A 22,121-nucleotide genomic window follows, 5' to 3' on the forward strand; every position below is an offset into this window, starting at 1 on the left:
TTTGTCTGCCGATGACCGCCTCGCCGAGGGCTTTCGGAAGGACCTGTTAACCATCGCTTTCTATGTCTCGGGAGACGTGCAATCGGCGAGTCTCCAGTATGACATCCATGCGTTTCCCTCGTGCCAATCTGCCAGGCGCTTCGGCCTATGACAGCGACGACGACCGTCGCAACGAGCGGGAAACCGGGCGCCACGGCGCGGCCCAGCAGGCAGGGCAGGTGGTGCCGCTGCGAGCCATGCCCGAGGCAGAATCGAACGCCGCCCGCAACGCATCGCCCGATTCGCCCGCCGACGAGTTCGGCCTGCCGGCCTGGCAGAATTATTTCTTTCTCGCGCCGAATGTGCGCTTCACGCGCACCCCGGATACCGAGATCGTCAAGCGCTCGACGCTGCCGGTTGAAGACGGCGCGCAGCGTAAGGTCGCCCCTGTAGCCGAACCTGTCCCAAACCCGCCGGCCCCTGCGAAGACCAACCCTGTTCGGCCAGCTGTCACCGCTGCCCCCGCCGCGTCGCCGCGTCCCGTCGCCCTGCCTGCGCAGAAGCCCCGCCCGAGCGGACTGCGCTGGTCCTATCTGTCCGATCACGCTTTCTTCGAATTCGGCATGCCGTTCCTGGCCGAGCGCCTGGCGCGGCGCCAGAACGAAGCGGCGCAGCAATCCGGCGGTGCGATCCGTCCGCCCGTGTCCACCCAGGCAGTGCCGCAGCCGAGTGAGCCGCGCCCCGCTCTGATGAGCGATGCGGCAGCCTTCTATCGCGTCATCGAATGGCGCTCCAACGCGACGCTCGCCGACCCGGCGTCGACGCCGGCAGTCACGCCGGCCGCTGAAGCCGTTCCGGCGGGGATCGCGCCGCCCGCTCGCGCCGCGAGCGCCCGGGCTGCCAAGCCGACGCCCTCCTTGCCCATCGCGGGCAAGATCGCGCCCGCAACCGTTCCGGCCGGCTACGAACTTCCCTCCGAGGAGCTGCTGCAGCTGCCGCCGGAAGGCCAGGGCTTCTACATGTCGCAGGAGCGCATGGAGCAGAACGCCGATCTTCTGGAAAGCGTGCTGGAGGATTTCGGCGTCAAGGGCGAGATCATCCATGTCCGACCGGGTCCGGTCGTCACGCTTTACGAATTCGAGCCGGCGCCGGGCGTGAAATCCAGCCGCGTCATCGGTCTGGCCGACGACATAGCCCGCTCCATGTCGGCCGTCTCGGCGCGCGTCGCCGTGGTGCCGGGCCGCAACGTCATCGGCATCGAACTGCCCAACGAGACGCGCGAGACCGTCTATTTCCGCGAGCTGATTGGCTCCGTCGGTTTCCGCAACACCTCCTGCAAGCTGGCTTTGGGCCTCGGCAAAACGATCGGCGGCGAGCCGGTCATCGCCGAACTCGCCAAGATGCCGCATCTTTTGGTTGCCGGCACCACCGGCTCGGGCAAGTCGGTCGCCATCAACACCATGATCCTGTCGCTGCTCTACCGGATGAAGCCGGAGGAATGCCGCCTCATCATGGTCGACCCGAAGATGCTGGAGCTGTCGGTCTATGACGGCATCCCGCATCTGCTCACCCCGGTCGTCACCGATCCCAAGAAGGCGGTGACGGCGCTCAAATGGGCGGTGCGCGAGATGGAGGAGCGTTATCGCAAGATGGCGCGTCTCGGCGTGCGCAACATCGACGGCTACAACCAGCGCGCAGCCAGCGCCCGCGACAAGGGCGAGGTCGTCGCCATGCAGGTGCAGGTCGGCTTCGAGAAGGGCACTGGCGAGCCGCTGTTCGAGGAACGCGAGATCGACCTCGCGCCGATGCCCTATATCGTCATCATCGTCGACGAGATGGCCGACCTGATGATGGTCGCCGGCAAGGAGATCGAAGGCGCCATCCAGCGGCTGGCGCAGATGGCGCGCGCCGCCGGAATTCATCTGATCATGGCGACGCAGCGTCCTTCGGTCGATGTCATCACCGGCACCATCAAGGCCAATTTCCCGACCCGCATCTCCTTCCAGGTGACATCGAAGATCGACAGCCGCACCATTTTGGGCGAGCAGGGCGCCGAGCAGCTGCTCGGCCAGGGCGACATGCTGCATATGGCCGGCGGCGGCCGCATTGCGCGCGTGCATGGCCCGTTCGTGTCCGACCTCGAGGTCGAGCACGTGGTGGCGCATCTGAAGGCGCAGGGCCGTCCCGAATATCTCGACACCGTCACCGCCGACGAGGAGGAAGCCGAGGAAGAGGTCGACACCGCCCCGGTCTTCGACAAGAGCGCGCTCGCTGAAGAGGATGGCGACGCGCTCTACGAAGAGGCGGTCAAAGTGGTCAAGCGCGACAAGAAATGCTCGACCTCCTACATCCAGCGCCGCCTCGGCGTCGGCTACAACCGCGCCGCCTCGCTGGTCGAGCGCATGGAGAAGGAAGGCCTGGTCGGCACGCCCAACCATGTCGGCAAGCGCGAAATCCTCACCGGCCGACGCGACCGCGAGCCGGAACGCGACGAGACGGAGTGAGCGGTGGCGTTTGAAATTGCCCCAAACACCTCCCCCAACTTCGTCATTCTAGGGCGGAGCAGGAGCGAAGCTCCGTCGCGAAGACCCTAGAATCCATGCCGTTTCATCTACCGAAGTATGCAACGGTGCAGAATTCTGGACCGCCGCGGTGCTTCTAAGTCACGGAATGGATCCTCGGGTCTGCGCGCGTCGCTACGCTCCTTGCTCCGCCCGTGGATGACGATCGCGATGGGCGTTTCTGCCAATCTCCAAAGCATGGGATATGCCAGTGCACGCACAGTCGGCCGGTAAGAAATCTCTGTGCTGGGGAACTGGTCCTGCCTTGTCTTATCTGACGCGGTTGCGGCGGGCTCTAGCCGCCGTTCGCCACCAGCGCGATCGCGGCGCGCAACTCGTCCAGCCCGTCGGCCTTTTCGGATGATGTCGCCAGCACCACGGGAAACGCCGCCGGCCGCTTCTTGATCTTTGCCAGCGTCGCCTCGATCAGTTTAGGCACGCCGGCCGCCTTGATCTTGTCGGTCTTGGTCAGCACCAGCTGGTAGGACACCGCCGCCTTGTCGAGCAGGGTCAGCACTTCCTCGTCCTTGGCCTTGATGCCGTGGCGGGCATCGATCAGCACATAGACGCGCTTCAGCGTCACGCGTCCCTGCAGATATTCGAAGATCAGCTTGGTCCATTCATCGACCTTGTCCTTCGGCGCGCTGGCGTAGCCGTAGCCCGGCATGTCGACCAGCGCCATCGGCGGCAGGTCGGCGCCTTCGCCCGAGAAGCCGTCAGGCACGAAATAGTTGAGCTCCTGCGTGCGTCCCGGCGTGTTCGAGGTCCGCGCCAGCCCCTTCTGGCCGACCAGCGCGTTGATCAGCGACGACTTGCCGACATTGGAGCGGCCGGCGAAGGCGATCTCCGGCGGGCCTTCCGGCGGCAGGAACTTCATCGACGGCACGCCGCGGATGAAAATCCAGCCGCGGGTGAATAGCTCGGGGCTGATCGCCGTGTCGTTAGTGGTCTTGTCTGGCGCGTTCAAGCCGCGGCCTCCAGTTTCGAAATGTCGGCGCCACGGATGGCGTCGAGGTTGCGGCTGATCTTGTCCACCGGCCAGTCCCACCAGGCGGCCTTGAGCAGGCGCCGGACAGTAAAATCGTCGAAGCGCATCTTGACCACCTTGGCCGGGTTGCCGGCAAAGATCGCATAAGGCGGCACGTCATGCGTGACAACCGATTTCGCGGCGATGATGGCGCCGTGGCCGACCTTGACGCCCGGCATGATCACCGCATCCATGCCGATCCAGACGTCATTGCCGATGATGGTGTCGCCACGGATCTCCTTGGCCCAGCTCTTCGGGTCGAACCCTTCCTCCCAGCCATGGCCAAAGATGTTGAACGGATAGGTCGAGAAGCCCGACATCGCATGGTTGGCGCCGTTCATGATGAAGCGCGCGCCCTCGGCGATGGCGCAGAACTTTCCGATGATCAGCCGGTCGCCGATGAAGTCGTAGTGATGCAGCACGCATCTCTCGGCGAATTTGTCGGGACCGTCCGGATCGTCGTAATAGGTGAAGTCGCCGATCTCGATGTTGGGCGCCGTCACCAGCCCCTTCAGGAAGCCGACGCGCGGATGCATCGCGATCGGGTGCTTGATGTTGGGATTGGGTCCGGTCATCGCGGTCCCTCCATGGCTGAAGGCGTGGTCCGGCATGGCCGGCGGCGTCGACATCCGATCAAACTAACGTGATCCGGCCGCGGCACCAACCCTTCAATGGCTGCCGCGGCAGATGACGATCGGGTTGGAAAGGGCGCTGTCGAAACCGCTGCCCTGATAGACCTGGACGTTCGAGGCGCCGGGCGGCAGCGAGAAGCTGCCCTCGACGATTTTCTGGTCGCCGCTCGTTGTGTGCAGAGCCCAGCTGAAGGTGCAGAATTGCGGCGGCGCCTTGGGTTGCACGTGGCTGCAGTTGAGCTGCGCGCCGCCCAGCATCGCCGCTCCGCCGCAGCTGACGGCCTCCTTCGCGGCAGCGGGAAAAGCGTATCCCGCTAACAGCGCCAGCATGGTGATCTTAAGCCGGTTCATCGTCTCGTCCTTGCCGCGAAGCCGGCCGGTCAGGTCGGGTTCTGGCCTATGCGATATTTTTACCAAGCGCCTTAGTCGGTCTTGCGCTGCGCGTCCAGCAGGATTATGTGCATGATGATAATAAGCATGCTCACGAAAAGTTGTCGCCGACTCGCTGACCTCCCATGTCCACTTCATCCAAGATCAGCTTCGTGCTGCACGACGTCGCGCGCCTGTTCGCAACACGCTTGACCAATTCCAATCTGCTCGAGGCCCGTACCCAGCCGGCCGTCGACCGGGAGAAAGTCCATGTCTGAAGGAACCTCACCCAGAAAGCCCGCCGAGGACACTGTCGGCGACAGAGTAAGCGACCAGGTCATTCGCCTGGACAGCCAGCGCGAGCAAAGGCGTGCGCCCAGCCCCGCGATCGAGGAGGATGAGCTGGAAACGCCCGTCGCTCCGGAGCCTGCCGCCCTCGAGGCGCCGACCGCGCCGCCGAAGCCTGCCGCCGTCACCGTCGCCGCTCCGGCTCCTGTCAAGCCGCGCCGCAGCCGCACCCGTCCGATCCTGTTTGCGCTGCTGCCCATCGCGCTGGCGGCCGGCGGTTACTACTATGTCGTCGGCGGCCAGGTCATGACCACTGACAACGCCTATATCCAGGCGCAGTCGCTCGGCGTCTCCACCGATGTCTCCGGCACCGTCGACGAGATCGACGTGCACGACAACCAGGCGGTGAAGAAGGGCGACGTGCTCTTCCGTCTGCGCCCAGCCTCGTTCCAGACCGCGCTCGCCGGCGCCAAGGCGCAGCTCGGCACGGTGCGCAACCAGGTGCTGACGCTGCAGGCGAGCTACCAGCAGTCGCTGGCGGCGATCGATCAGGCTGAGGCCGACATCCCTTACTACGAGGCGGCGTTCCAGCGGCAGCAGGACCTGCTCAAGACCTCCACCGCCTCCAAGGCGACCTTCGACAGCGCCCAGCACGATCTCGTCGCCGCCCGCCAGAAGGTGATCGTCGCCAAGGCCACGGCGCAGTCGATGCTTGCCCAGCTCGGAGGCGACGCCAACCAGCCGGTCGAACAGAACCCCTTCTACCTGCAGGCCCAGTCGGCGGTGGATGATGCGCAGCGCAACCTGAACGACGCAACCGTCAAGGCGCCGTTCGACGGTATCGTCACCAATGTCGACGCGCTGCAGGTGGGCAAATACCTGCCGGCCTCGCAGCCGGCCTTCGCATTGGTGTCGTCGACCGACATCTGGATCGCCGCCGAGCCGAAGGAAACCGAGCTCACCTATGTGCGGCCCGGCCAGAAGGCGACGATCACGATCGACGGCTATCCGGGCGCGGTCTGGCACGGCACGGTCGGCTCGATCAGCCCGGCGTCTTCGTCCAGCTTCTCGCTGCTGCCGGCGCAGAATACCTCGGGCAATTGGGTCAAGGTCGTGCAGCGCATCCCGATGCGCGTGACCATTAACGATCCGGACGGCAAGCCGCCCCTGCGCGGTGGCATGAGCGCCGTCGTCGACATCGACACCGGCCATGCCCGCGGCCTGCCCGATTTCGTCACCGACCTCATCAAGCGTTTCGAGACGAAGTCATGACCACCGCTTCCGCGACAGGCGCGCCCGTGGTCGCCAATCGCGGCGCCATCACCGCCTGCGTCATCCTGGCGGTCATCATGCAGGCGTTGGACACCACCATCGCCAATGTCGCGCTGCCCTATATCCAGGGCAGCGTCTCGGCGAGCGCCGACCAGATCAACTGGGTGCTGACCTCTTATATCGTGGCCGCAGCCGTGATGACGCCGCCGTCGGGCTATCTCGCCAACCGCTTCGGCCGCAAGCGCATCCTGCTTGTGGCGATCACCGGCTTCGTCGTCGCTTCGGTGCTGTGCGGCTTTGCCCAGTCGCTGCCGCAGATCGTCGGCTTCCGCCTGCTGCAGGGCCTGTTCGGCGCTGCCCTGGTGCCGCTGTCGCAGTCGATCCTGCTCGACATCTACAGCGTCGAGGAGCGCGGCTCGGCCATGGCGCTTTTTGGCGTCTCGGTCATGGTCGGCCCGGTGCTCGGCCCGGTCATCGGCGGGTGGCTGACCGAAAACGTCTCCTGGCGCTGGGTGTTCTACATCAACGTGCCGATCGGCTTGCTGGCCTTCGCCGGCGTCTCGATGTTCGTCCAGGAGACCAAGCTCGACTTGAAGGCGCGGCTCGACTGGCTGGGCTTCGGCATGCTCAGCGTCGCCATTGCCGCGTTGCAGATGTTTTTGGACCGCGGCGAGCAGCTCAACTGGTTCTCTTCGGCCGAGATCGTCGTCGAGGCGCTGATCTGCGCGTCGGCTTTCTACATCTTCATCGTCCACACCTTCACCGCGCGGGATACGTTTGTTAACCCAAAACTGTTCCTCGACCGGAACTTTGCCGTCGGCATGATCTTCATCTTCATCATCGGCATCACCTATCTCGCCTCGCTGGCGCTGATGACGCCCTATCTGCAGACGCTGATGGGCTATCCGGTGGTGACCGCCGGCATCGTCATGGGCCCGCGCGGCCTCGGCACCATGGCCTGCATGTTCGTCGTCGGCCGCCTGGTCGGCAAGGTCGACACGCGCTGGCTTTTGTTCATCGGTCTCGCCATCACCGCCTGGGCGATGTACGACATGACCGGCTGGACCCCCGACGTCTCGCAATGGACGATCATCAGCACCGGCTTCATCCAGGGCGCGGGTCTCGGCTTCCTGTTCGTGCCGCTCACCACCATCACCTTCGCCACGCTGGCGCCGGAGCGGCGCTCGGAAGGCACCGGCCTCTACAATCTGTCGCGCAACATCGGCTCCAGCGTCGGCATCTCGGTGGTTTCAGCACTTTTGACGCAGAACCAGCAGATCAACCACGAAAACATCGCCGCCTATGTGACGCCCTACAACCAGGCGTTCAGCGATCCGGCGGTCTCGCAGGCGCTGAGCCCCTACACCGCCGCCGGCCGCGCCGCGCTCGACGGCCTGGTCACGCTGCAGGCGACGGTCATCAGCTATGTCGACGACTTCAAGCTGATGATGGTTCTGTCGCTTGCAGCCATCCCGCTGGTGCTCTTGCTGCGCAAGCCCGGCACGCCGGCCAAGGTCGACCACAGCGCCGTCATGGAATAAAAAGGCCGGGGTCCCGCCGCGGGACCCCGGCCTGCCGGACAGCCTCCCAAACACCGGCGTCGCTGCGCCGGAAGCCGTCCGGCTTTTTGGGGAGGACTGGGATCATACGAGGCACTCCGTCACGGAGTTTCACGGCCTCGATAATTTTTCCGAAAATTGTAGAGAAACTTGGTTTCGTGCCGGGGCTTTTTGTTGGAGACGCCGGCGATTGGCGAAAACCTTCGCACGATCGTCATTCCAGGGCGGAGCAAGGAGCGAAGCGACGCGGCGCAGACCCTGGAATCCATGCCGTTACGCCAAGGCGTTGCAGCGGTTGCAGAATTCTGCACCATTGCACTCCACGGCAGAGGTCACGGCATGGATACTCGGGCCAAGCCCGAGTATGACGACGTCACGGAGGGATACGGCTAACCGCGTAGGTTAGCGCCAACAGCGCCGGCTCCCCCGCCACCACCTTAATGCATGTCGCCCAGAAGTGTGTCGCGGTTCTGGGACAACGACATGCATCAAAACAAAGACTTAAAGCGCGTCGCCTGATTCCGATTCAGCGCGACGCGCTTTAAGCCACAGCGCCTTTTCACCGAGCGTGCCGACCAAGCCTGCATGCGCCGCGCGGGTCTGCCTCGGTCAGCCGCGACGGCAGGGCGATCGGCCGGACGCCGACGGAAATGTCGATATCAGGCAACAAAAAACCCCAGCCGAAGCTGGGGTTCTGCGTTGGGTGAGAGGCCTTCTATTCCGCCGGCGATGGTTTCTTTTTGAACATCGCCGCCAGATTGTCCCACAATTCGATCTTGGCGCCTTGGCGCTTCATGATCACGCCCTGCTGCAGGATCGACAGCGTGTTGTTCCAGGCCCAGTAGATGACCAGGCCGGCCGGGAACGAGCCCATCATGAAGGTGAAGATCACCGGCATCCAGGTGAAGATCGCGGCCTGCGTCGGATCCGGCGGCGCCGGGTTCATGCGCATCTGCAGGAACATGGTGATGCCCATCACCACCGCCCAGGCGCCCATATGCGGCAGGAAGGCGGGCGCCGCGAAGGGCAGCAGGCCGAACAGGTTGAAGATCGACGTCGGATCGGGCGCCGCAAGGTCGTGCACCCAGCCGAAGAACGGCGCGTGCCGCATCTCGATGGTGATGTAGAGCACCTTGTAGAGCGAGAAGAACACCGGGATCTGCAGCGCCACCGGCCAACAGCCGGCCAGCGGATTGATCTTCTCGGTCTTGTAGAGCTCCATCATCGCCTGCTGCTGCTTCATCTTGTCGTCCGCGTATTTCTCGCGGATCTCCAGCATCTTCGGCTGCACCTTCTTCATGTTCGCCATCGAGGCGTAGGACTTGTTCGCCAGAGGGAAGAAGATGGCCTTGACGATGACGGTGGTGGCCAGGATCGCCAGCCCGAAATTGCCGAAGAATTTGTAGAGCGTATCGATCAGCCAGAACATCGGCTTGGTGATGAAATAGAACCAGCCCCAGTCGATCAGCAGGTTGAACTGGCGAATGTGGCGGTCAGCCTCATAGGCGTTGATCTTGGCGACTTCCTTGGCGCCGGCAAATATCTCCGTCTCGACGGTGGCGGACTGGCCGGCATCGACATTGATGGCATCGGTGAGGAAGTCGGACTGATAGCGGTGGCGCCCGTCCTCGAAAAAGCCGTAGCGCGGCTGGAAGGGCTGCTTCTCGGTCGGCACCATGGTGACGGCCCAGTATTTGTCGGTAATGCCGAGCCAGCCGTCGGTCGACTTGCCCGGCTTGACTTCCTTGTCCTTCTCGATGGCCGCGTATTTGTATTCCGTCAGCCCTTCGGTGCCGGTGACGCCGATCAGGCCTTCATGCAGCACATAGGTGCTGGCGACCGCCGGCTTGTCGTAGCGCGTGACGCGCCCGTAGTTGAACAGGCTGACGGCGGCACTTCCCGAATTCTGCACCGTGTCGGAAACGGTGAACATGTAGTCCTTGTCGACCGAGATGGTGCGCTTGAAGGTTAGGCCCTTGTCATTGGTGTAGGTCAGCGTCACCGGAGTGTCGGGGGTCAGCGTCGGATTGCCGTCGACGGTCCACACCGTATCGGCGCCAGGCACGGTTCCGGTCTTGTCGCTGCCGACGAAGCCGATCTCGGCGAAATAGCCGGTGGGCAGCGCCTGCGGGTTGAGCAGCTGGATCTCGGGCGAATTGTTGTCGACGGTCTCGCGATAGTGCTTGAGCTTGAGGTCGTCGAGGCGCGCGCCCGTCAGGTTGATCGAGCCTTCGAGGCTGGGCGTGTCGATCTTGACGCGCTTGGTCGCGGCAACGGCCTGGTCACGGCTCTCGACGGCGACGGCGTCGCCGCCCGGTGCGTTCGGGATAGCTCCAGCCGCCGGGGCGGGCGTCCCAGCCGCGCTGGGATTGGCGCCAGCCGCTTCCTTCTTCTGCGCCTCGGCGCGCTGCTGTTCGATGCGGGCCTGCTCGCGCTGCTGCTCCATGCGCGGACCCATGTAGAACACCTGCCACAGCGACAGGATCAGCACCGACAGCGCGATGGTGATGTAGAAATTGCGGTTGTTTTCCATCGAAGCCCTTGGCCTATCGTGTTCCGCGCAGCCGGCGGGAAAGCTCGGCCTTCAACTGGCCGAATGGAGCGGCGAGCACGTCTTCGCGCCCGACGATGACATAGTCATTGCCAGGCGCCATGTCATCGGCGGCATGCGTGCGCACGGCTTCGCGCAGCCTGCGCCGCACGCGGTTGCGCACCACGGCGTTGCCGACTTTCTTGGTGACGGTATAGCCGACGCGCGGCGCAAGTTGGTCGCCGCGGTCGAGCACTTCAACGAGAAAAAGCCGCCCGCGGCGTTTCTCACCGCCGCGCACAGCCAGGAAATCCGCGCGTTTCAGAAGCCGCCCAGGAGCTTGTCCGTTTGGCTTGCCGGTTGCGGGCAACGATCTCGTCTTTCGCTCAGGCGCTGAGCCGCTTGCGGCCGCGGTTGCGGCGGGCTGCAACGACACCGCGACCACCCTTGGTGGCCATGCGGGCACGGAAACCGTGCCGGCGCTTGCGGACGAGTTTGGACGGTTGGTAGGTACGCTTCATTTGTTTTAATACCGCGGGGTGCGGCCCTTCTTGATTCTGTCACGGTGTAACAGGAGCTTTGCCGGGCCGGCTTAGGCGCGATCGAAACCGCGCCGGGACGAATGGCCCGAGCGTGAGCGGGCTTATAGAAAGAAGGTTTTTGGAAGTCAATCCGCCCGGCGATGAGGCATTTTTTCACCAGGCCAACGGATGAAATTGGCAAAAAAGCCGCAAATCGCATAATGTTGGCCGATCAAGGCTTCGTGAAGACCGCGTCATGACGAGTGAAGCTCTGTCCACCGATGAGAAGGCAAGGCCGGCGCCGGCGAATTTGTCGCGCCGGGTGCCGCTGTCCCGTGGCCTGTCGACCAAGCTTCTGCTTTTGACCATCGTCTTCGTCCTACTGGCCGAAGTCCTGATCTTCCTGCCCTGGATCGCCAGCTACCGCGTCAACTGGCTGAAGGAGCGGCTGAGCACCGCCGCCGCCGTCTCCATCGTTCTGCTGCAGGGCGAGCCCAACTCGCTGTCGCACGCCGCCCAGAACGACGTGCTCATCGCCATCGGCGCCAAGGCGATCGCCGTGCGCGACGGCGGCGTCTCGCGCCTGCTCGTCGTGTCCGACATGCCGCCGCAGGTCGACGAGCATATCGATATCGCCAATGTCGGCCTGGTCAACGGCATGACCGGCGCGCTCGACACCATTTTCTTCGGCGGCAAGCGCATGCTGCGTGTCTTCGGTCCGGTCGGCGACAGCGACAAGGAGTTCGAGCTGATCATGCCGGACTATCGGCTGCGCGACGCCATGCTCAGATATTCGCGCGCCGTCGCCTTCGTCTCGCTGCTGATCTCGCTGTTCACCGCCATGCTGGTCTATGCGGCGATCGACCTGATCATGATCGGCCCGATCCGCTCGATGACGCGCTCGATCCTCTCCTTCTCCGAGGCGCCGGACGATCCCAACCGCGTCATTTCGCCGACCGAGCGTTCCGACGAGATCGGCGTCGCCGAACGCGAGCTTGCTGAAATGCAGGGGCGTCTGCAGAAAATGCTGTCGGAGCAGAAGCACCTCGCCGACCTCGGCCTGGCGGTGTCCAAGATCAACCACGACATGCGCAACATCCTGGCCTCCGCACAATTGATCTCGGACCGGCTGCGCCAGGTGAAGGACCCGACCGTGCAGTCCTTCGCGCCGAAATTGCTGCGCGCGCTCGACCGTGCCGTCGGCTATTCCGAAGGCGTGCTCCACTATGGCCGCACGCAGGAGCCGGCGCCGGCGCGCCGCAGGCTGAGGTTGCACCAGCTGGTCGAGGACGTGCATGGCCTGCTCGACATCGAGGAAGGCATCGAGTTCATCAACGCCGTCGAGCTGGCTTTCGAGGTCGATGCCGATTCCGACCATCTCTTCCGCGTGCTCACCAATCTCTGCCGCAACGCCGTGCAGGCGATGGCCGCCGATACCGAGAGCGCGCTGGTGCGCCGCCTGACGGTGTCGTCCGAGCGTCTCGGAAGCGTCAGCCGCATCGTCGTCACCGACACCGGCCCCGGCCTGCCGCCCAAGGCGCGCGAAAATCTGTTCGCCGCCTTCCGCGGTTCGGCGCGCAGCGGCGGCACCGGTCTTGGCCTTGCCATCGCCCACGAACTGATCCGCGCCCATGGCGGCACGGTGGAGTTGGTCGAATCGATCGGCGGCCGCACCGTCTTCGCCGTCACCATCCCCGATCAGCCGGTGCGGCTGGATCAAGCGCGCAACGGCCTGCGCCGCCCGGCTTGAGCCGAAACCCGACGCACCGGGCTCGGCAGCCGCCAAAACGCCTGCGACAAAACTTTTGCCGGGATCGGCTTGCTTTTCCGAAATTCAGTCGTTAGGGAACACTCCACATCGCGGCCGGCCGTCTCGACCGGATCGCGGGGCTTGTGTCACACACGGCCTGTTGCGCGCCCGTAGCTCAGCTGGATAGAGCACCAGACTACGAATCTGGGGGTCAGGAGTTCGAATCTCTTCGGGCGCGCCATTTCATCCGCTTGATTTTCCGCAGTTTTTTGACCTATCGCGAGCGTCTACGCCGGCTTAGTTCTCGGAATTCAGCCGGTTTTTCAGCCGGTTTTGGAAAAACGGATGTTTCCGCGAACAATGTCGCGGTTTGGCGTATGTTTTCCGCAGCGTCTTCTGCCTCCACAGCCGCTACGAGCTGGGTTGCCTGCTTCAGGTGCCTCGTTACGTCAGCATGGGTCGTGGAGCGGTCCGACTGATATGCCGGCAAATCGCCCGCAATAGCTTTCAGATCGCGCAGAACGGAAGCGAGGTGTGGCCAAGGGAAGTCGGTCGGATCGCCGATATCCCGGTCCGCTCCAACGATCACCTCCAACTTAGCCAAGATGCCACCTAGGGACAGAGCCACCACCTCTGGGAGCGCATCCTGAAGTTTGAGGGCCTCCGTCACCGCTAAAACTTCTGCCTCCTGAGCGACAGCGTATTGGCGGACGCTGTCCGGTGCGACCCCAGGCGTGGGCTCCTTCGTGATTTCGCCCTGGGTCAATACCTGAATCCCGGTATTGCTGATGATTCTCGTCTCCAACCGCTGCTGCACCCTGCAAAGCACCTGAGACGTATGTTGGGCTCGACGCCATGCGACCCACAGGACCATGGCAGGGTCATGTTTCTTTTCTGCTGATGGCGCCATCCTGGATTCCTCCAATTCGACACGGCGGGGTCGTATCTGAATTTAAGATAACTGGAAATCAGATATAATTGAAGCCCTCATCTGGAACCGGATGAGGCAAGGTCTGTGGTCAAAACGCTCGGAACGCAGCGCCACAAATTCTTGATCGCGATGCTGATTGAAAGGCGTGAGGCTAGCGGGCTGACTCAGACCGAGCTCGCCGCGAGGCTAGGCGAATATCAGTCGTTTGTAGCTCGCTTAGAAAGCGGCCAACGCCGCGTCGACGTAGTCGAATTCATCGATCTGGCGAAAATCCTGGGGTTCGACCCTTCTGCAGCCATCAAGAAATTGGCAGCAGAACCAAACTGAATCTAGCTAACACCGTCCGAGCCGCTCGCGAGCGCGCACCCAACAGCGCCGTAGCGAGCGAGCGGCGGCTTTGCGCCTCAAAGCGGACACTGGTAGTTAGGCAGGAGATGGCTTTGTGGGACTTCCTCATCGACGATAGCCGCAAGAAATGGCATCAGCACCTCTCGATCGTACGGTCGTCGTCACTGGAGACGATGGCAAAATAACGCGCTTGCCACTCAGTGGTCTGCGCGCGAGTTCGTTTGTCGTCCTCGTCGGCGAGCCTGGAATTGGCAAATCCTCGGCGCTGGCCTTCGAGGCAACCGCCGAGGGAGGCCACGTCCTCACTTGTCGGGAATTGGTCAACGACCCAGCTTTGGCCGCCGGCCAATCGACCGGCTACGTCGACGCTCTGGACGAATATAGGTCGAGCGGCGACGGCAAGGATAAGGTTCTGCAGCTTTCCAAGGTGCTGCGCGACAGTGGAATATCGCGCTGGCGTCTGACCTGCCGCGCCGAAGACTGGCACAAGCAGTCCGACATCAATGCTCTGAGGGCTGCCGCGTCGGGAATCGAGATCGTCGTCGCCCACCTGCAGCCGCTGGATGAGGATGAGGCGATCGCGGTTCTCCGTCATCTGGGCGAAGACGATCCCCAGGCCTTCATGGCCAACGCGCGGGCTCGCGGCGCTGCCGCCTTCCTTGAAAGTCCGCTCAGCCTGGCTCTCCTGTCGGCCGCGTTGAGGCGTGCCGCGGGAACTTGGCCGGGGAGTCGGCTTGAGCTTTTTGCACAAGCAACCGCGGAGCTTGCGGCCGAGAGCGATGAGGGGCGATCGCACGACAGGAGGCCGGCTGCGGAAGTGCTGCGGCTTGTGGCCGGTGAGATGTGCAGCTACCTGCTTCTGAGCGGCGCCAAGGCCTTATGGCGCTCGAACGCGCGGTCAGCCAATCCGGCCGACGTGGTGAGCGTGCGAGACCTGCCGCTCGATCAGACCGTCGCAGAGTCCTCACTCGATACCGCGCTCTTTCGCGGAGACGACAATACCTTCTTGCCGATGCATCGATCGGTCGCGGAGTACCTAGCCGGGGAGTGCTTGGCCCGGCTCGTCGTCGGCGCCGGTGGCCGCCCCGCCTTCCCGCTGTCTCGCGTGCTTGCATTGTTATGTGGAGCGGACGGCAACGCGCCGAGCGAACTGCGCGGGCTGTTCGCATGGCTGGCAGCGCATTTATCGAAACTTGGCGACGAAGGGGGAGCCGGGCAGCTAATCGAAAAGGACGCGGCGACAGTGCTCGCCTATGGCGACGCCGCGGCGTTTTCGACAGCTGGTCGAAAATCCCTTTTGTTCAATCTTGACCGAGACGATCCGTTTTTCCGGGCTTCGCAGGATCGTGCATTAGCCGTAGGCGGGCTCGCAGGCGAAGACCTGGCGCAAGACTTCCGCCGAATTCTCGATCGTACTGACGATGGCGGCCATCTCGTGCTGACAGTCCTGATCGCGCTTGAGGAAGGCGCGCCGGTGCGGAGTCTTCACACATACATGCGAGAGATTGCATTGTCGGAAGCTCGCCCCTTCTGGCAGCGCTCGCGAGCGGCGCGCATCTGGGCTAACGGCGAACCAAATCCTCCTGCAGCGCTGCGACAACTCTTAGCCGACATTGCCATGCTGCCGAAGACGCGGCTCAACGTCGCCCTGCAGGCCGGATTGGCGGGCGAGTTGCCAGCGGAGCTATTCGGTTCGGCGGACATTCGAAGCCTGCTGCATGACGTCGATGAGTTCGGGCAGCGCGTCGGCGACAGGGGTGACGATGAGGAGAGCAGCTTGATCAGTCTTACAGGCTTGCAGCTCAGCTTCGAAGACTCGCCGAGGCTCGATATGTTCGATGTGCCTTTTGCGGCAGCCGGCGAGCGCGGTCGATGCTTTGAGACCGAGCATTTCTTGGAGCGCGCACTCGCTTCTTGCATCAGCCACTCGCCGTATGCGTCGGCAGAACGGATTTGGTCGTGGATCGAGGCTTCGCGCGAGCATCTGTGGGAACCATTGGCCTCAGACCCGGCAGAAGCGCTAACCCGCTGGATAGAGCTCGATCCGACGAAGCGTGAGACGGAACTCTTCTGGGCGATAGTGGACCGCGCGGACCGGTCCGATGGGCCGTACCTGGCGACGAACACTTACGTCTCTGTGTCGCGGCGGCATGTGAGCAACGCAATCTTCGAGTCGATATTGCACCACGCAACCGCAGCCACGGGAGCGTCGGAGCAGATCTGGTTCTTGATGCTCGCGCGCGCAATTGCGCGTCAAATGAATGTCGGTCCACAAGCCTTTTGGTCGCTGCTTTCCGAACTCGAGCGGCTGGGCGATCCCGGCGGGCTCATTGCTGGCCTGATCGCTGATCCGATTGAAGACTTCAGACTCGAGCACGCCCAGCGTAGGGCCAAGGACGCTGAACAGGCGGCCCTCAGCAGAGCAGACAACATTGCGCAACTGAGTCCGCGCGTGCCACTTCTGTCTGTAGGCGCTGAGACCGAATTAGGGGCGCTTGCCTGGGGCGCTGAACTGTACGACGCCAGCGGCAGGAAGTCCTCTGATCCTCTCGCTCGGCTGGTCGAGCGCACGAACAGTGAGATCGCAACCGCAATCGCCGAAGGGGCGATTGCCTTCGTGACTGCCGGTGGTCCGAAGCTAAGCGTCGATGAGCTTGCCCGTGTTGAGCGGAACGGTCAGCACTACAAATCCGAGAAGATCGTCTTCATGGGGTTGCACCGGGCTCTATCGACGGGCCGTGAGGCGTCGGTACGTGACGCGCATTTGCAGATCAGTTTGATCGCCTTGCGCACGGCCTTCTTCAGCGACGATAAGCCTCCATCGATTTCGGGTTGGGCTGTCGACCAGCTGGCGCGAGATCCGATCGCCGGAACTGATTTGCTGGTCCGATATTGGAAGCAACTGGTGAAGCTGGGTTCGGACAGACTCGACCATGCCTGGCACCTCTTTCGGTCCGAACCCCGTGAGCTCATTGCCCATTGCGCCCGCCGTCTCCTGCGCGAAGTTGTCTTACCGGCACAGGCTATGCGCGAGGTGCTTGAGTTCGCAGCGCGCAGCCTTCGCGCCGACGAGTTCCTGGCCATTGTCAGGGAGATCTCGCCTCGCTACACAGCTGAGGTTCCCCAGCGACCGCTGCTTGACTACACCTTGCTGATGCTGAACCCAGAACAGGAGTCGGGGGCGCTCAGTTCCGAGCGCATCTCAGCGGCGATGCTGGCGCCCCCCGACGATCTGGCGGCGCGCCTCAAGGATGTCTGTCCAAATTGTCCGATGGTCGATGAGATGACGATTCGGGCGCTGGGACCGGCGAACCCGCCCAACCCTCGCGACTGGATGTCGGGGCGGACACCAAGCAGTGTCGTCAGAATGTCAATTTCCGACCTCGCCACGTCTGTTTTAGATGAGAGCGGCGGGCGCCTTGAATATCTATTTGGTGCTGCCGACCTCGGCGCGTGGGCAGCCGATCTCAAGCACGGCCTTGCCGAGTTTCGGCGGTTGCGGCGCGACCGGACGTTCTCGCCGCCCAGCGCTTATCAGATACGAACGGCCCTTGAAGCGGGCCGGCCGGCAAATTCGGCGGACCTTTTCGCGGTCATTAAGGAAGAGCTCGGTCGCTATCGTCGAACCATTCGCACCGGCGATGATATGCCGTGGAAGCGGTACTGGAACACGAACTCGGTCGGCAAACCGACAACGCCGCAGGTTGAAAATGAGGACCGCGACCGACTTTTGGAGCTACTGAAACTCCGCTTTGAACGATATGGGATCGTCGCCGCGGCGCCCGAAACCCGTCGTCGCGACAACACCCGTGCCGATATTTTGTTATTGAGCTACCTCGGGCAGAACGTGCCTATAGAGGCTAAGCGACACAACAACTCGGAGCTATGGACGGCGCCAGATAATCAGCTGCGCGGATACACTTCGGACCAGGGAGCAACTGGCTACGGCGTCTACCTCGTCTTTTGGTTTGGCACCGAGTTTCCGGTTCCGCGCCACCCTCGCGGACTAGCCGGGCCCCGAACATGGGAAGATCTCGAGTCGATGCTTATCGCAGACCTTCCGTCGGACATGGCCAAAACTACGGCTGTCGTTGTTCTCGATGTATCTAGTCGAGCACCAACCTGAGTCGCTCAGCGCCAAGGACGTCTTCGGCCGAAAATCACAGATACGCTCCCTTGGCCAGTCGCGCCGTTAGCGGACGGATCGCAATCGGCCCGGATCTGTACATTAGCATCGCCTGCAAAACGACGTTTTGCTGCGGCCGTTGCGGCTTTCTCCGAATGAATATGCCGCGCAAGGTGCAAATTCCTCTACCAATTCAATAAGTAGAAGGCAAACGACACATTACGCGTTTAGGCAGCAACGTGCGAAACACGTTGAAAAACGAAGCAAAAACAAACAACCGACCACCGCGCAATGTGCGGCCTTTTATCTTGCCGTCTTAATCGGTCGTGCTTTTCGAGACTTGTTTGCCGTCGTCGTCACTCTTCTAAATTACGATAATACACTATTCTATGCTCTACGTCACGATTTCGTACTCTTGCGTTGAGTTCCGATGCGCCGTGCAGTCTTCCGCGCTCTGCGATGGGGTCTACCGGCTGCATGAAGGCAGTACTGGAACCGTCGTGGCGCACTTCTCCATCGGACTGACGGAGCATCGTCACAGGCAATCCGGCGCGGTCCGGCCGTCTCGCGATCGGCGCGGCCGCAGGCAAGATAACGTGCGTTCCGTCGTTCCTGGTCAGTATCAGTCCTCATCCGCCGGAGCGGATTCCTTGTGTCAGATGGAGCTCGTCAGCGTGCCGGCGCCATGCATTTCAACTGCCGGTCTTCTGTTCATCGATGCGCTCCCAGCAGCCGGCGATCATTGATATGAGCGCGCCGCCCGGCATCCGCCTGTCTTGTCGCCGGATCGCCGACATAGAACGTTCTGTCAGTCCAGATCGCGCGCATGATCACCGCCAGCTTGCGCGCTACGGCGACACTGGCCTTGCGGTGACATGATCGTTTGGCGATCGCCTGGCCCCAGCTCTTGACCTTGTCCCTGCCTTGAAGCGCGTCATCAGCCCTGATGCCGCCTCGTAGAGCGAGCGTCGCACGTCCGAGTCGCCGGCCTTCGATATGCGACCCTGAACGTCGATCGAGGTGGTGCCCGACTGCCATCGCCGCGAGGTCAGCCCGAAGTAGGCCGCGACATCGCGTGAGCGGCGGAAGCGCGACGGATCATCGATCGTTGTCATGAACGAAAGTGCCGTCACCGGACCGACGCCAGGATGGCCATGAAGCGTCGGCACAGTTAGCTGCGGGCCACCATTTTGACGACGAGATCGTGCAGCCGGCAATACGGCCTCCACAGCGCTGCTCGTGCCGACAGCATGGCGTCCATCAGTTCGGACAACAGCGGATCCTCTGCCACCGCGGTGCGCACCGCCTGCTCGAAAGCCCGTCGCCCGACCTTGCCCAGTTGGATGCCAAATGCCTTCAGCGAATGGCGGATGGCGTTCTCCAGGTCGAGGAACTTGGCCTTCAGATTGCGCCGGTGCGTCAGCAGAAGCTTCGTCCGGTAGCAGCTTTCCGACTTGATATGGGCCTGCCGGAACCAGCCGGTGCGCATGATGTAGGCGATGCCCAGCGCATCGGCCTTGTCGGTCTTGTTACGTTGGGCCGACATCGCGGCGCGCACGTGCTGCGTCTCCAGGCAGACGGCCGGCAGGCCAAGTTTCTGCAGCCACGGCGATAACGAGCCGGCCCGTGGCCAACGCAGCGAAGGCACGGCAGAAACGGCCTTAGCACCGCAAACAGCGCGTCGGGATTGGTCACCAAGTCGTCTCGATATGCACAACGCCATGATCGTCGACGACGCACACTGCTGTCTCATCCATCGCTACGTCCAGTCCGCAAAAGAATTCCATCAGCCGCCTCCTGCGTTGATTCACAGGAGTAGACTTTGCCGCCGAGTCGCCGGCGACCGCCAGTTGACAGCTTTGCTGCTCGGCCAAGCGCTCGCCCCGATTACGGGCGGCATTCAAGGTCGGCTGTGGTTGCCTCCTGCGACCTTCCCTCTTGATCCGCTGAGCTTGCGAATTCGCACAATCTAACTCGGAGGAAGCGCGCACCGCGACGCGATAGCCGGAAGGTCCCAGAGGTCGAATTTCCAGATCAAGAATATCAATAAGGCTATGACAACAAGACTAAAGACCCGTGCTCTTACACGGGCTGACTTATGAGTCAGCCAAGGTATGGGCGCCAGCAAATCGGCGTGTCTGGAATTACCATCGACGGGATACAATATAGCCCATCCTCGCGTGAAATCGAGGTAGTCCCTCGAAAAAATAAGGATGCCCATTACCAAGGGAAAGCCAAAGATGGACTTCCCGTGATAGTTAGCCGGACAGGTATCCCCGATGGTTATGAAAAGTGCGTACATACCCACGAGGCATAAAAGCAAGAAGCTGTTCATTGAGAGCCAAAACACTTTAAGGGCCGAAATCTGAGCCGACTCGCTCGCCGGCTTCTGAATAAGCGAAAAAGCATCACGGAAAATTAGAAGCGCTAGCCCCAGTCCAATGAGAAGAACATACGACACAAAAAACCAAGTAAATCCAACCGCACTCGTAAACTTCTCCGCGAGAGCATGGGCCATAAGAAAGAATGGCACCATCGTGAAGACGTTCACAAGGTAGTCTATACCGAATTGAAATGGTCCAACAGGGGCCAGTGGCTCCTTTGCATATACTACATCAAGAAAACGGTCGCCTTGGTAATAAAACAATCCAGCGGTTATGATAAAAGCAATGGTCATTTCCGCGTGAAGGATAATTGATTCTATTCCAAATTGTTCAATCTTGTCAAAATTCTGTATTTTTTCGTAAGTGGAAGCGGCAACAACGCCGAAACTTATTGCAAACAAGACCGCATAGAGGCGCTTAAGGTTATCAACTGTACGTTCTGACTGCCTGACACGCTCGCGTCGTATGTCCTCTTCCGTAGTCATTAGTTCCCCCAGAGTAGCCCCAGCTACGAAATCAGCATGCCCCCATCTCAAGGTCAACTTCATAGTGAGGTGAACGGATTGAGATGCTATTGACTGAGTCGCTCTCGATTGTCAGCCGCACAGTAGTGAATTTGGTGCGCTTGGCAGAAAGATTTGATAATCAGCTTGCTGGGCATGAGCTGATTTTTTCAGCGGGGGAGAAGAAGCATGGTGGGCGCGCAGCACAATCTCGCAATCTATGACGTGGAACTCGACCGCGAGAACCCACGGATTCGTCGCTTTCTTGAAGGCTATGAGGGCGAACTCACGGACGACCGGATCGCGCTGGCACTTGATGTCGCCGGCGATTTTGACTCTGAGGGGAAGGGTGCCACTACGCCGGAGAAGCTTCGAAATTCGATCCTGGCCTATGGCGGCATCATGCAGCCAATTATCGTAAATCGTCAGGCAGACGGACGACTCGTGTGCATTGAGGGGAACACCAGACTCTATATCTACCGCCAGTTTCATGCCGAGGGGGTTGAGGGAGATTGGTCGCACATCCCAGCCATTGTTCATGAAGGTCTACAAGGCGACGGAATGGATGCGATTCGTCTTCAGGCACATCTGGTCGGCCCACGTGCCTGGGACGCTTACTCGAAGGCCAAGTACCAATATGAGCTACACTACAAGCACCTGATGCCACTTGATCGGCTGGTGGAACTCTGCGGTGGCGACCGGCGCGACGTTCAGAAATCAATCAACGCCTACGCTGATATGGAAAACCACTACCGCAAGCTACACGAACCGGGCGAACCTTATGACACGCAGCGATTCAGCGGCTTTGTCGAACTGCAGAACAATAAGGTGAAGACGGCTATCCTAAAGGCCGGGCTGTCGCTGGACGACTTCGCGGCTTGGATCAAGGATGGTCGTATTGGCGGGTTGGCCACAGTGCGCCAGCTTCCACGTGTGCTCGCTGACAAGGCTGCGCGCAGCGTTTTCCTTAAGAAGGGCATCAAAGCCGCCCTCGATACAATCGAAAAACCGGAAGTTAGCGCCGACTTGCGCAACGCTACGATCAGCCAATTGTCGCGAGCGTTGACGGAGAAGATCGAGACATTGCCATATGCAGAAATGAAGAGACTGCAAGCCAATCCCGACGATGACGCAATCCGCTATATCGTGGATGCGCTTGACGCTCTCCAAACTCTAATCGCCGATATTAACCAGCAGAGCAATGTCGGGTGAGTCGGCGCTTCATTCGCGGTTAGTGGAACGTCTCGTTGTCCATATCCGCGGTCAACATCTCGCGCCGCGAGGGCTTCTCCTTTTGGCCGATCACCACAGTCACGGAATCAATCGCCCAACCTCCATTGA

Annotated in this window: 16 protein-coding genes, 1 tRNA gene and 2 pseudogenes; 9 read left to right on the forward strand and 10 right to left on the reverse strand. The window is 61.7% G+C overall.

The features are described from left to right. Positions 1–98 precede the first annotated feature (98 nt). The gene (locus FJ988_RS11035) at positions 99–2,483 is read left to right on the forward strand and encodes a DNA translocase FtsK (protein ID WP_140817406.1); all 2,385 of its coding nucleotides are present in this window, start codon (positions 99–101) and stop codon (positions 2,481–2,483) included. A 352-nt stretch (positions 2,484–2,835) separates the two neighbouring features. Here the strand turns inward: FJ988_RS11035 and yihA are convergent, their stop codons facing one another. The 3 genes from yihA to FJ988_RS11050 form a co-directional block, all read right to left on the reverse strand. Further along, a complete protein-coding gene (yihA, locus tag FJ988_RS11040; RefSeq protein ID WP_181183502.1) occupies positions 2,836–3,507 on the reverse strand; it encodes a ribosome biogenesis GTP-binding protein YihA/YsxC in 672 nt (223 codons plus the stop codon). Beyond that, positions 3,504–4,142: a CatB-related O-acetyltransferase gene (locus FJ988_RS11045; protein WP_140817408.1), complete on the reverse strand. Its 639-nt coding sequence runs from the start codon at positions 4,140–4,142 to the stop codon at positions 3,504–3,506. Before FJ988_RS11045 ends, yihA begins: the two co-directional genes overlap by 4 nt. A gap of 93 nt (positions 4,143–4,235) precedes the next feature. Then, a complete protein-coding gene (locus FJ988_RS11050; RefSeq protein WP_140817410.1) occupies positions 4,236–4,550 on the reverse strand; it encodes a hypothetical protein in 315 nt (104 codons plus the stop codon). A 164-nt stretch (positions 4,551–4,714) separates the two neighbouring features. Between FJ988_RS11050 and FJ988_RS31375 the strand changes: the two genes are divergently transcribed. The 3 genes from FJ988_RS31375 to FJ988_RS11060 are packed head-to-tail and all read left to right on the forward strand — an operon-like array spanning position 4,715 to position 7,669. Continuing rightward, a complete protein-coding gene (locus FJ988_RS31375) occupies positions 4,715–4,846 on the forward strand; it encodes a hypothetical protein (protein WP_281407747.1) in 132 nt (43 codons plus the stop codon). Next, positions 4,839–6,128: an HlyD family secretion protein gene (locus FJ988_RS11055; protein ID WP_140817412.1), complete on the forward strand. Its 1,290-nt coding sequence runs from the start codon at positions 4,839–4,841 to the stop codon at positions 6,126–6,128. The genes FJ988_RS31375 and FJ988_RS11055 overlap by 8 nt, the downstream gene beginning before the upstream one ends. Beyond that, positions 6,125–7,669: a DHA2 family efflux MFS transporter permease subunit gene (locus FJ988_RS11060; RefSeq protein WP_140817414.1), complete on the forward strand. Its 1,545-nt coding sequence runs from the start codon at positions 6,125–6,127 to the stop codon at positions 7,667–7,669. The genes FJ988_RS11055 and FJ988_RS11060 overlap by 4 nt, the downstream gene beginning before the upstream one ends. A gap of 519 nt (positions 7,670–8,188) precedes the next feature. Here FJ988_RS11060 and FJ988_RS31560 read toward each other — a convergent pair. The 4 genes and pseudogenes from FJ988_RS31560 to rpmH all read right to left on the reverse strand — a co-directional run. Beyond that, a pseudogene (locus FJ988_RS31560) lies at positions 8,189–8,348 on the reverse strand (DNA polymerase III subunit epsilon); the annotation flags it as partial. 54 nt (positions 8,349–8,402) lie between these two features. Continuing rightward, complete coding sequence (yidC, locus tag FJ988_RS11065) at positions 8,403–10,220, reverse strand: membrane protein insertase YidC (protein ID WP_140817417.1); 1,818 nt, start codon at positions 10,218–10,220, stop codon at positions 8,403–8,405. A gap of 13 nt (positions 10,221–10,233) precedes the next feature. Then, positions 10,234–10,587 carry a ribonuclease P protein component gene (gene rnpA / locus FJ988_RS11070; protein ID WP_140817419.1) on the reverse strand — a complete coding sequence of 118 codons (354 nt, stop codon included), beginning with the start codon at positions 10,585–10,587 and terminating at the stop codon, positions 10,234–10,236. A gap of 16 nt (positions 10,588–10,603) precedes the next feature. Further along, the gene (gene rpmH, locus FJ988_RS11075; RefSeq protein ID WP_008833937.1) at positions 10,604–10,738 is read right to left on the reverse strand and encodes a 50S ribosomal protein L34; all 135 of its coding nucleotides are present in this window, start codon (positions 10,736–10,738) and stop codon (positions 10,604–10,606) included. Between the two features lie 256 nt (positions 10,739–10,994). Between rpmH and FJ988_RS11080 the strand changes: the two genes are divergently transcribed. Both FJ988_RS11080 and FJ988_RS11085 read left to right on the forward strand, forming a co-directional pair. Next, the gene (locus FJ988_RS11080; RefSeq protein WP_140817421.1) at positions 10,995–12,488 is read left to right on the forward strand and encodes an ATP-binding protein; all 1,494 of its coding nucleotides are present in this window, start codon (positions 10,995–10,997) and stop codon (positions 12,486–12,488) included. A 164-nt stretch (positions 12,489–12,652) separates the two neighbouring features. Continuing rightward, positions 12,653–12,729: transfer RNA gene (locus FJ988_RS11085), tRNA-Arg, on the forward strand. 33 nt (positions 12,730–12,762) lie between these two features. On the opposite strand, the gene FJ988_RS11090 is transcribed toward FJ988_RS11085, so the two are convergent. Next, complete coding sequence (locus tag FJ988_RS11090; RefSeq protein WP_246688505.1) at positions 12,763–13,398, reverse strand: hypothetical protein; 636 nt, start codon at positions 13,396–13,398, stop codon at positions 12,763–12,765. 150 nt (positions 13,399–13,548) lie between these two features. Between FJ988_RS11090 and FJ988_RS11095 the strand changes: the two genes are divergently transcribed. Beyond that, positions 13,549–13,746, forward strand: coding sequence for a helix-turn-helix transcriptional regulator (locus FJ988_RS11095; protein ID WP_140817827.1), 198 nt, complete (start codon positions 13,549–13,551; stop codon positions 13,744–13,746). Positions 13,747–13,894: 148 nt separating this feature from the next. Then, positions 13,895–17,893, forward strand: a complete 3,999-nt coding sequence (locus FJ988_RS11100) for a hypothetical protein (protein ID WP_140817423.1) — start codon at positions 13,895–13,897, stop codon at positions 17,891–17,893. Positions 17,894–18,604: 711 nt separating this feature from the next. Here the strand turns inward: FJ988_RS11100 and FJ988_RS11105 are convergent. Further along, positions 18,605–19,680: pseudogene (locus FJ988_RS11105) on the reverse strand (IS110 family transposase). 182 nt (positions 19,681–19,862) lie between these two features. Then, positions 19,863–20,762 (reverse strand): hypothetical protein, encoded by a 900-nt coding sequence (locus tag FJ988_RS11110; protein ID WP_140817425.1) that lies wholly within the window; start codon positions 20,760–20,762, stop codon positions 19,863–19,865. Positions 20,763–20,969: 207 nt separating this feature from the next. Between FJ988_RS11110 and FJ988_RS11115 the strand changes: the two genes are divergently transcribed. Beyond that, positions 20,970–21,992 carry a hypothetical protein gene (locus tag FJ988_RS11115; RefSeq protein ID WP_140817427.1) on the forward strand — a complete coding sequence of 341 codons (1,023 nt, stop codon included), beginning with the start codon at positions 20,970–20,972 and terminating at the stop codon, positions 21,990–21,992. Positions 21,993–22,121: the final 129 nt, after the last annotated feature.

The sequence above is a fragment of the Mesorhizobium sp. CU3 genome, assembly GCF_006442965.1.
GTDB lineage: Bacteria > Pseudomonadota > Alphaproteobacteria > Rhizobiales > Rhizobiaceae > Mesorhizobium.

Excerpts from the sequence above, each read along its gene's own strand:
- FJ988_RS11035 (WP_140817406.1), top strand. The coding sequence starts at position 99 with ATGACATCCATGCGTTTCCCTCGTGCCAATCTGCCAGGCGCTTCGGCC.
- FJ988_RS11045 (WP_140817408.1), bottom strand. The coding sequence starts at position 4,142 with ATGACCGGACCCAATCCCAACATCAAGCACCCGATCGCGATGCATCCG.
- FJ988_RS11050 (WP_140817410.1), bottom strand. The coding sequence starts at position 4,550 with ATGAACCGGCTTAAGATCACCATGCTGGCGCTGTTAGCGGGATACGCT.
- FJ988_RS31375 (WP_281407747.1), top strand. The coding sequence starts at position 4,715 with ATGTCCACTTCATCCAAGATCAGCTTCGTGCTGCACGACGTCGCGCGC.
- FJ988_RS11055 (WP_140817412.1), top strand. The coding sequence starts at position 4,839 with ATGTCTGAAGGAACCTCACCCAGAAAGCCCGCCGAGGACACTGTCGGC.
- FJ988_RS11060 (WP_140817414.1), top strand. The coding sequence starts at position 6,125 with ATGACCACCGCTTCCGCGACAGGCGCGCCCGTGGTCGCCAATCGCGGC.
- yidC (WP_140817417.1), bottom strand. The coding sequence starts at position 10,220 with ATGGAAAACAACCGCAATTTCTACATCACCATCGCGCTGTCGGTGCTG.
- rpmH (WP_008833937.1), bottom strand. The coding sequence starts at position 10,738 with ATGAAGCGTACCTACCAACCGTCCAAACTCGTCCGCAAGCGCCGGCAC.
- FJ988_RS11080 (WP_140817421.1), top strand. The coding sequence starts at position 10,995 with ATGACGAGTGAAGCTCTGTCCACCGATGAGAAGGCAAGGCCGGCGCCG.
- FJ988_RS11090 (WP_246688505.1), bottom strand. The coding sequence starts at position 13,398 with ATGGCGCCATCAGCAGAAAAGAAACATGACCCTGCCATGGTCCTGTGG.
- FJ988_RS11095 (WP_140817827.1), top strand. The coding sequence starts at position 13,549 with ATGCTGATTGAAAGGCGTGAGGCTAGCGGGCTGACTCAGACCGAGCTC.
- FJ988_RS11100 (WP_140817423.1), top strand. The coding sequence starts at position 13,895 with ATGGCATCAGCACCTCTCGATCGTACGGTCGTCGTCACTGGAGACGAT.
- FJ988_RS11110 (WP_140817425.1), bottom strand. The coding sequence starts at position 20,762 with ATGACTACGGAAGAGGACATACGACGCGAGCGTGTCAGGCAGTCAGAA.
- FJ988_RS11115 (WP_140817427.1), top strand. The coding sequence starts at position 20,970 with ATGGTGGGCGCGCAGCACAATCTCGCAATCTATGACGTGGAACTCGAC.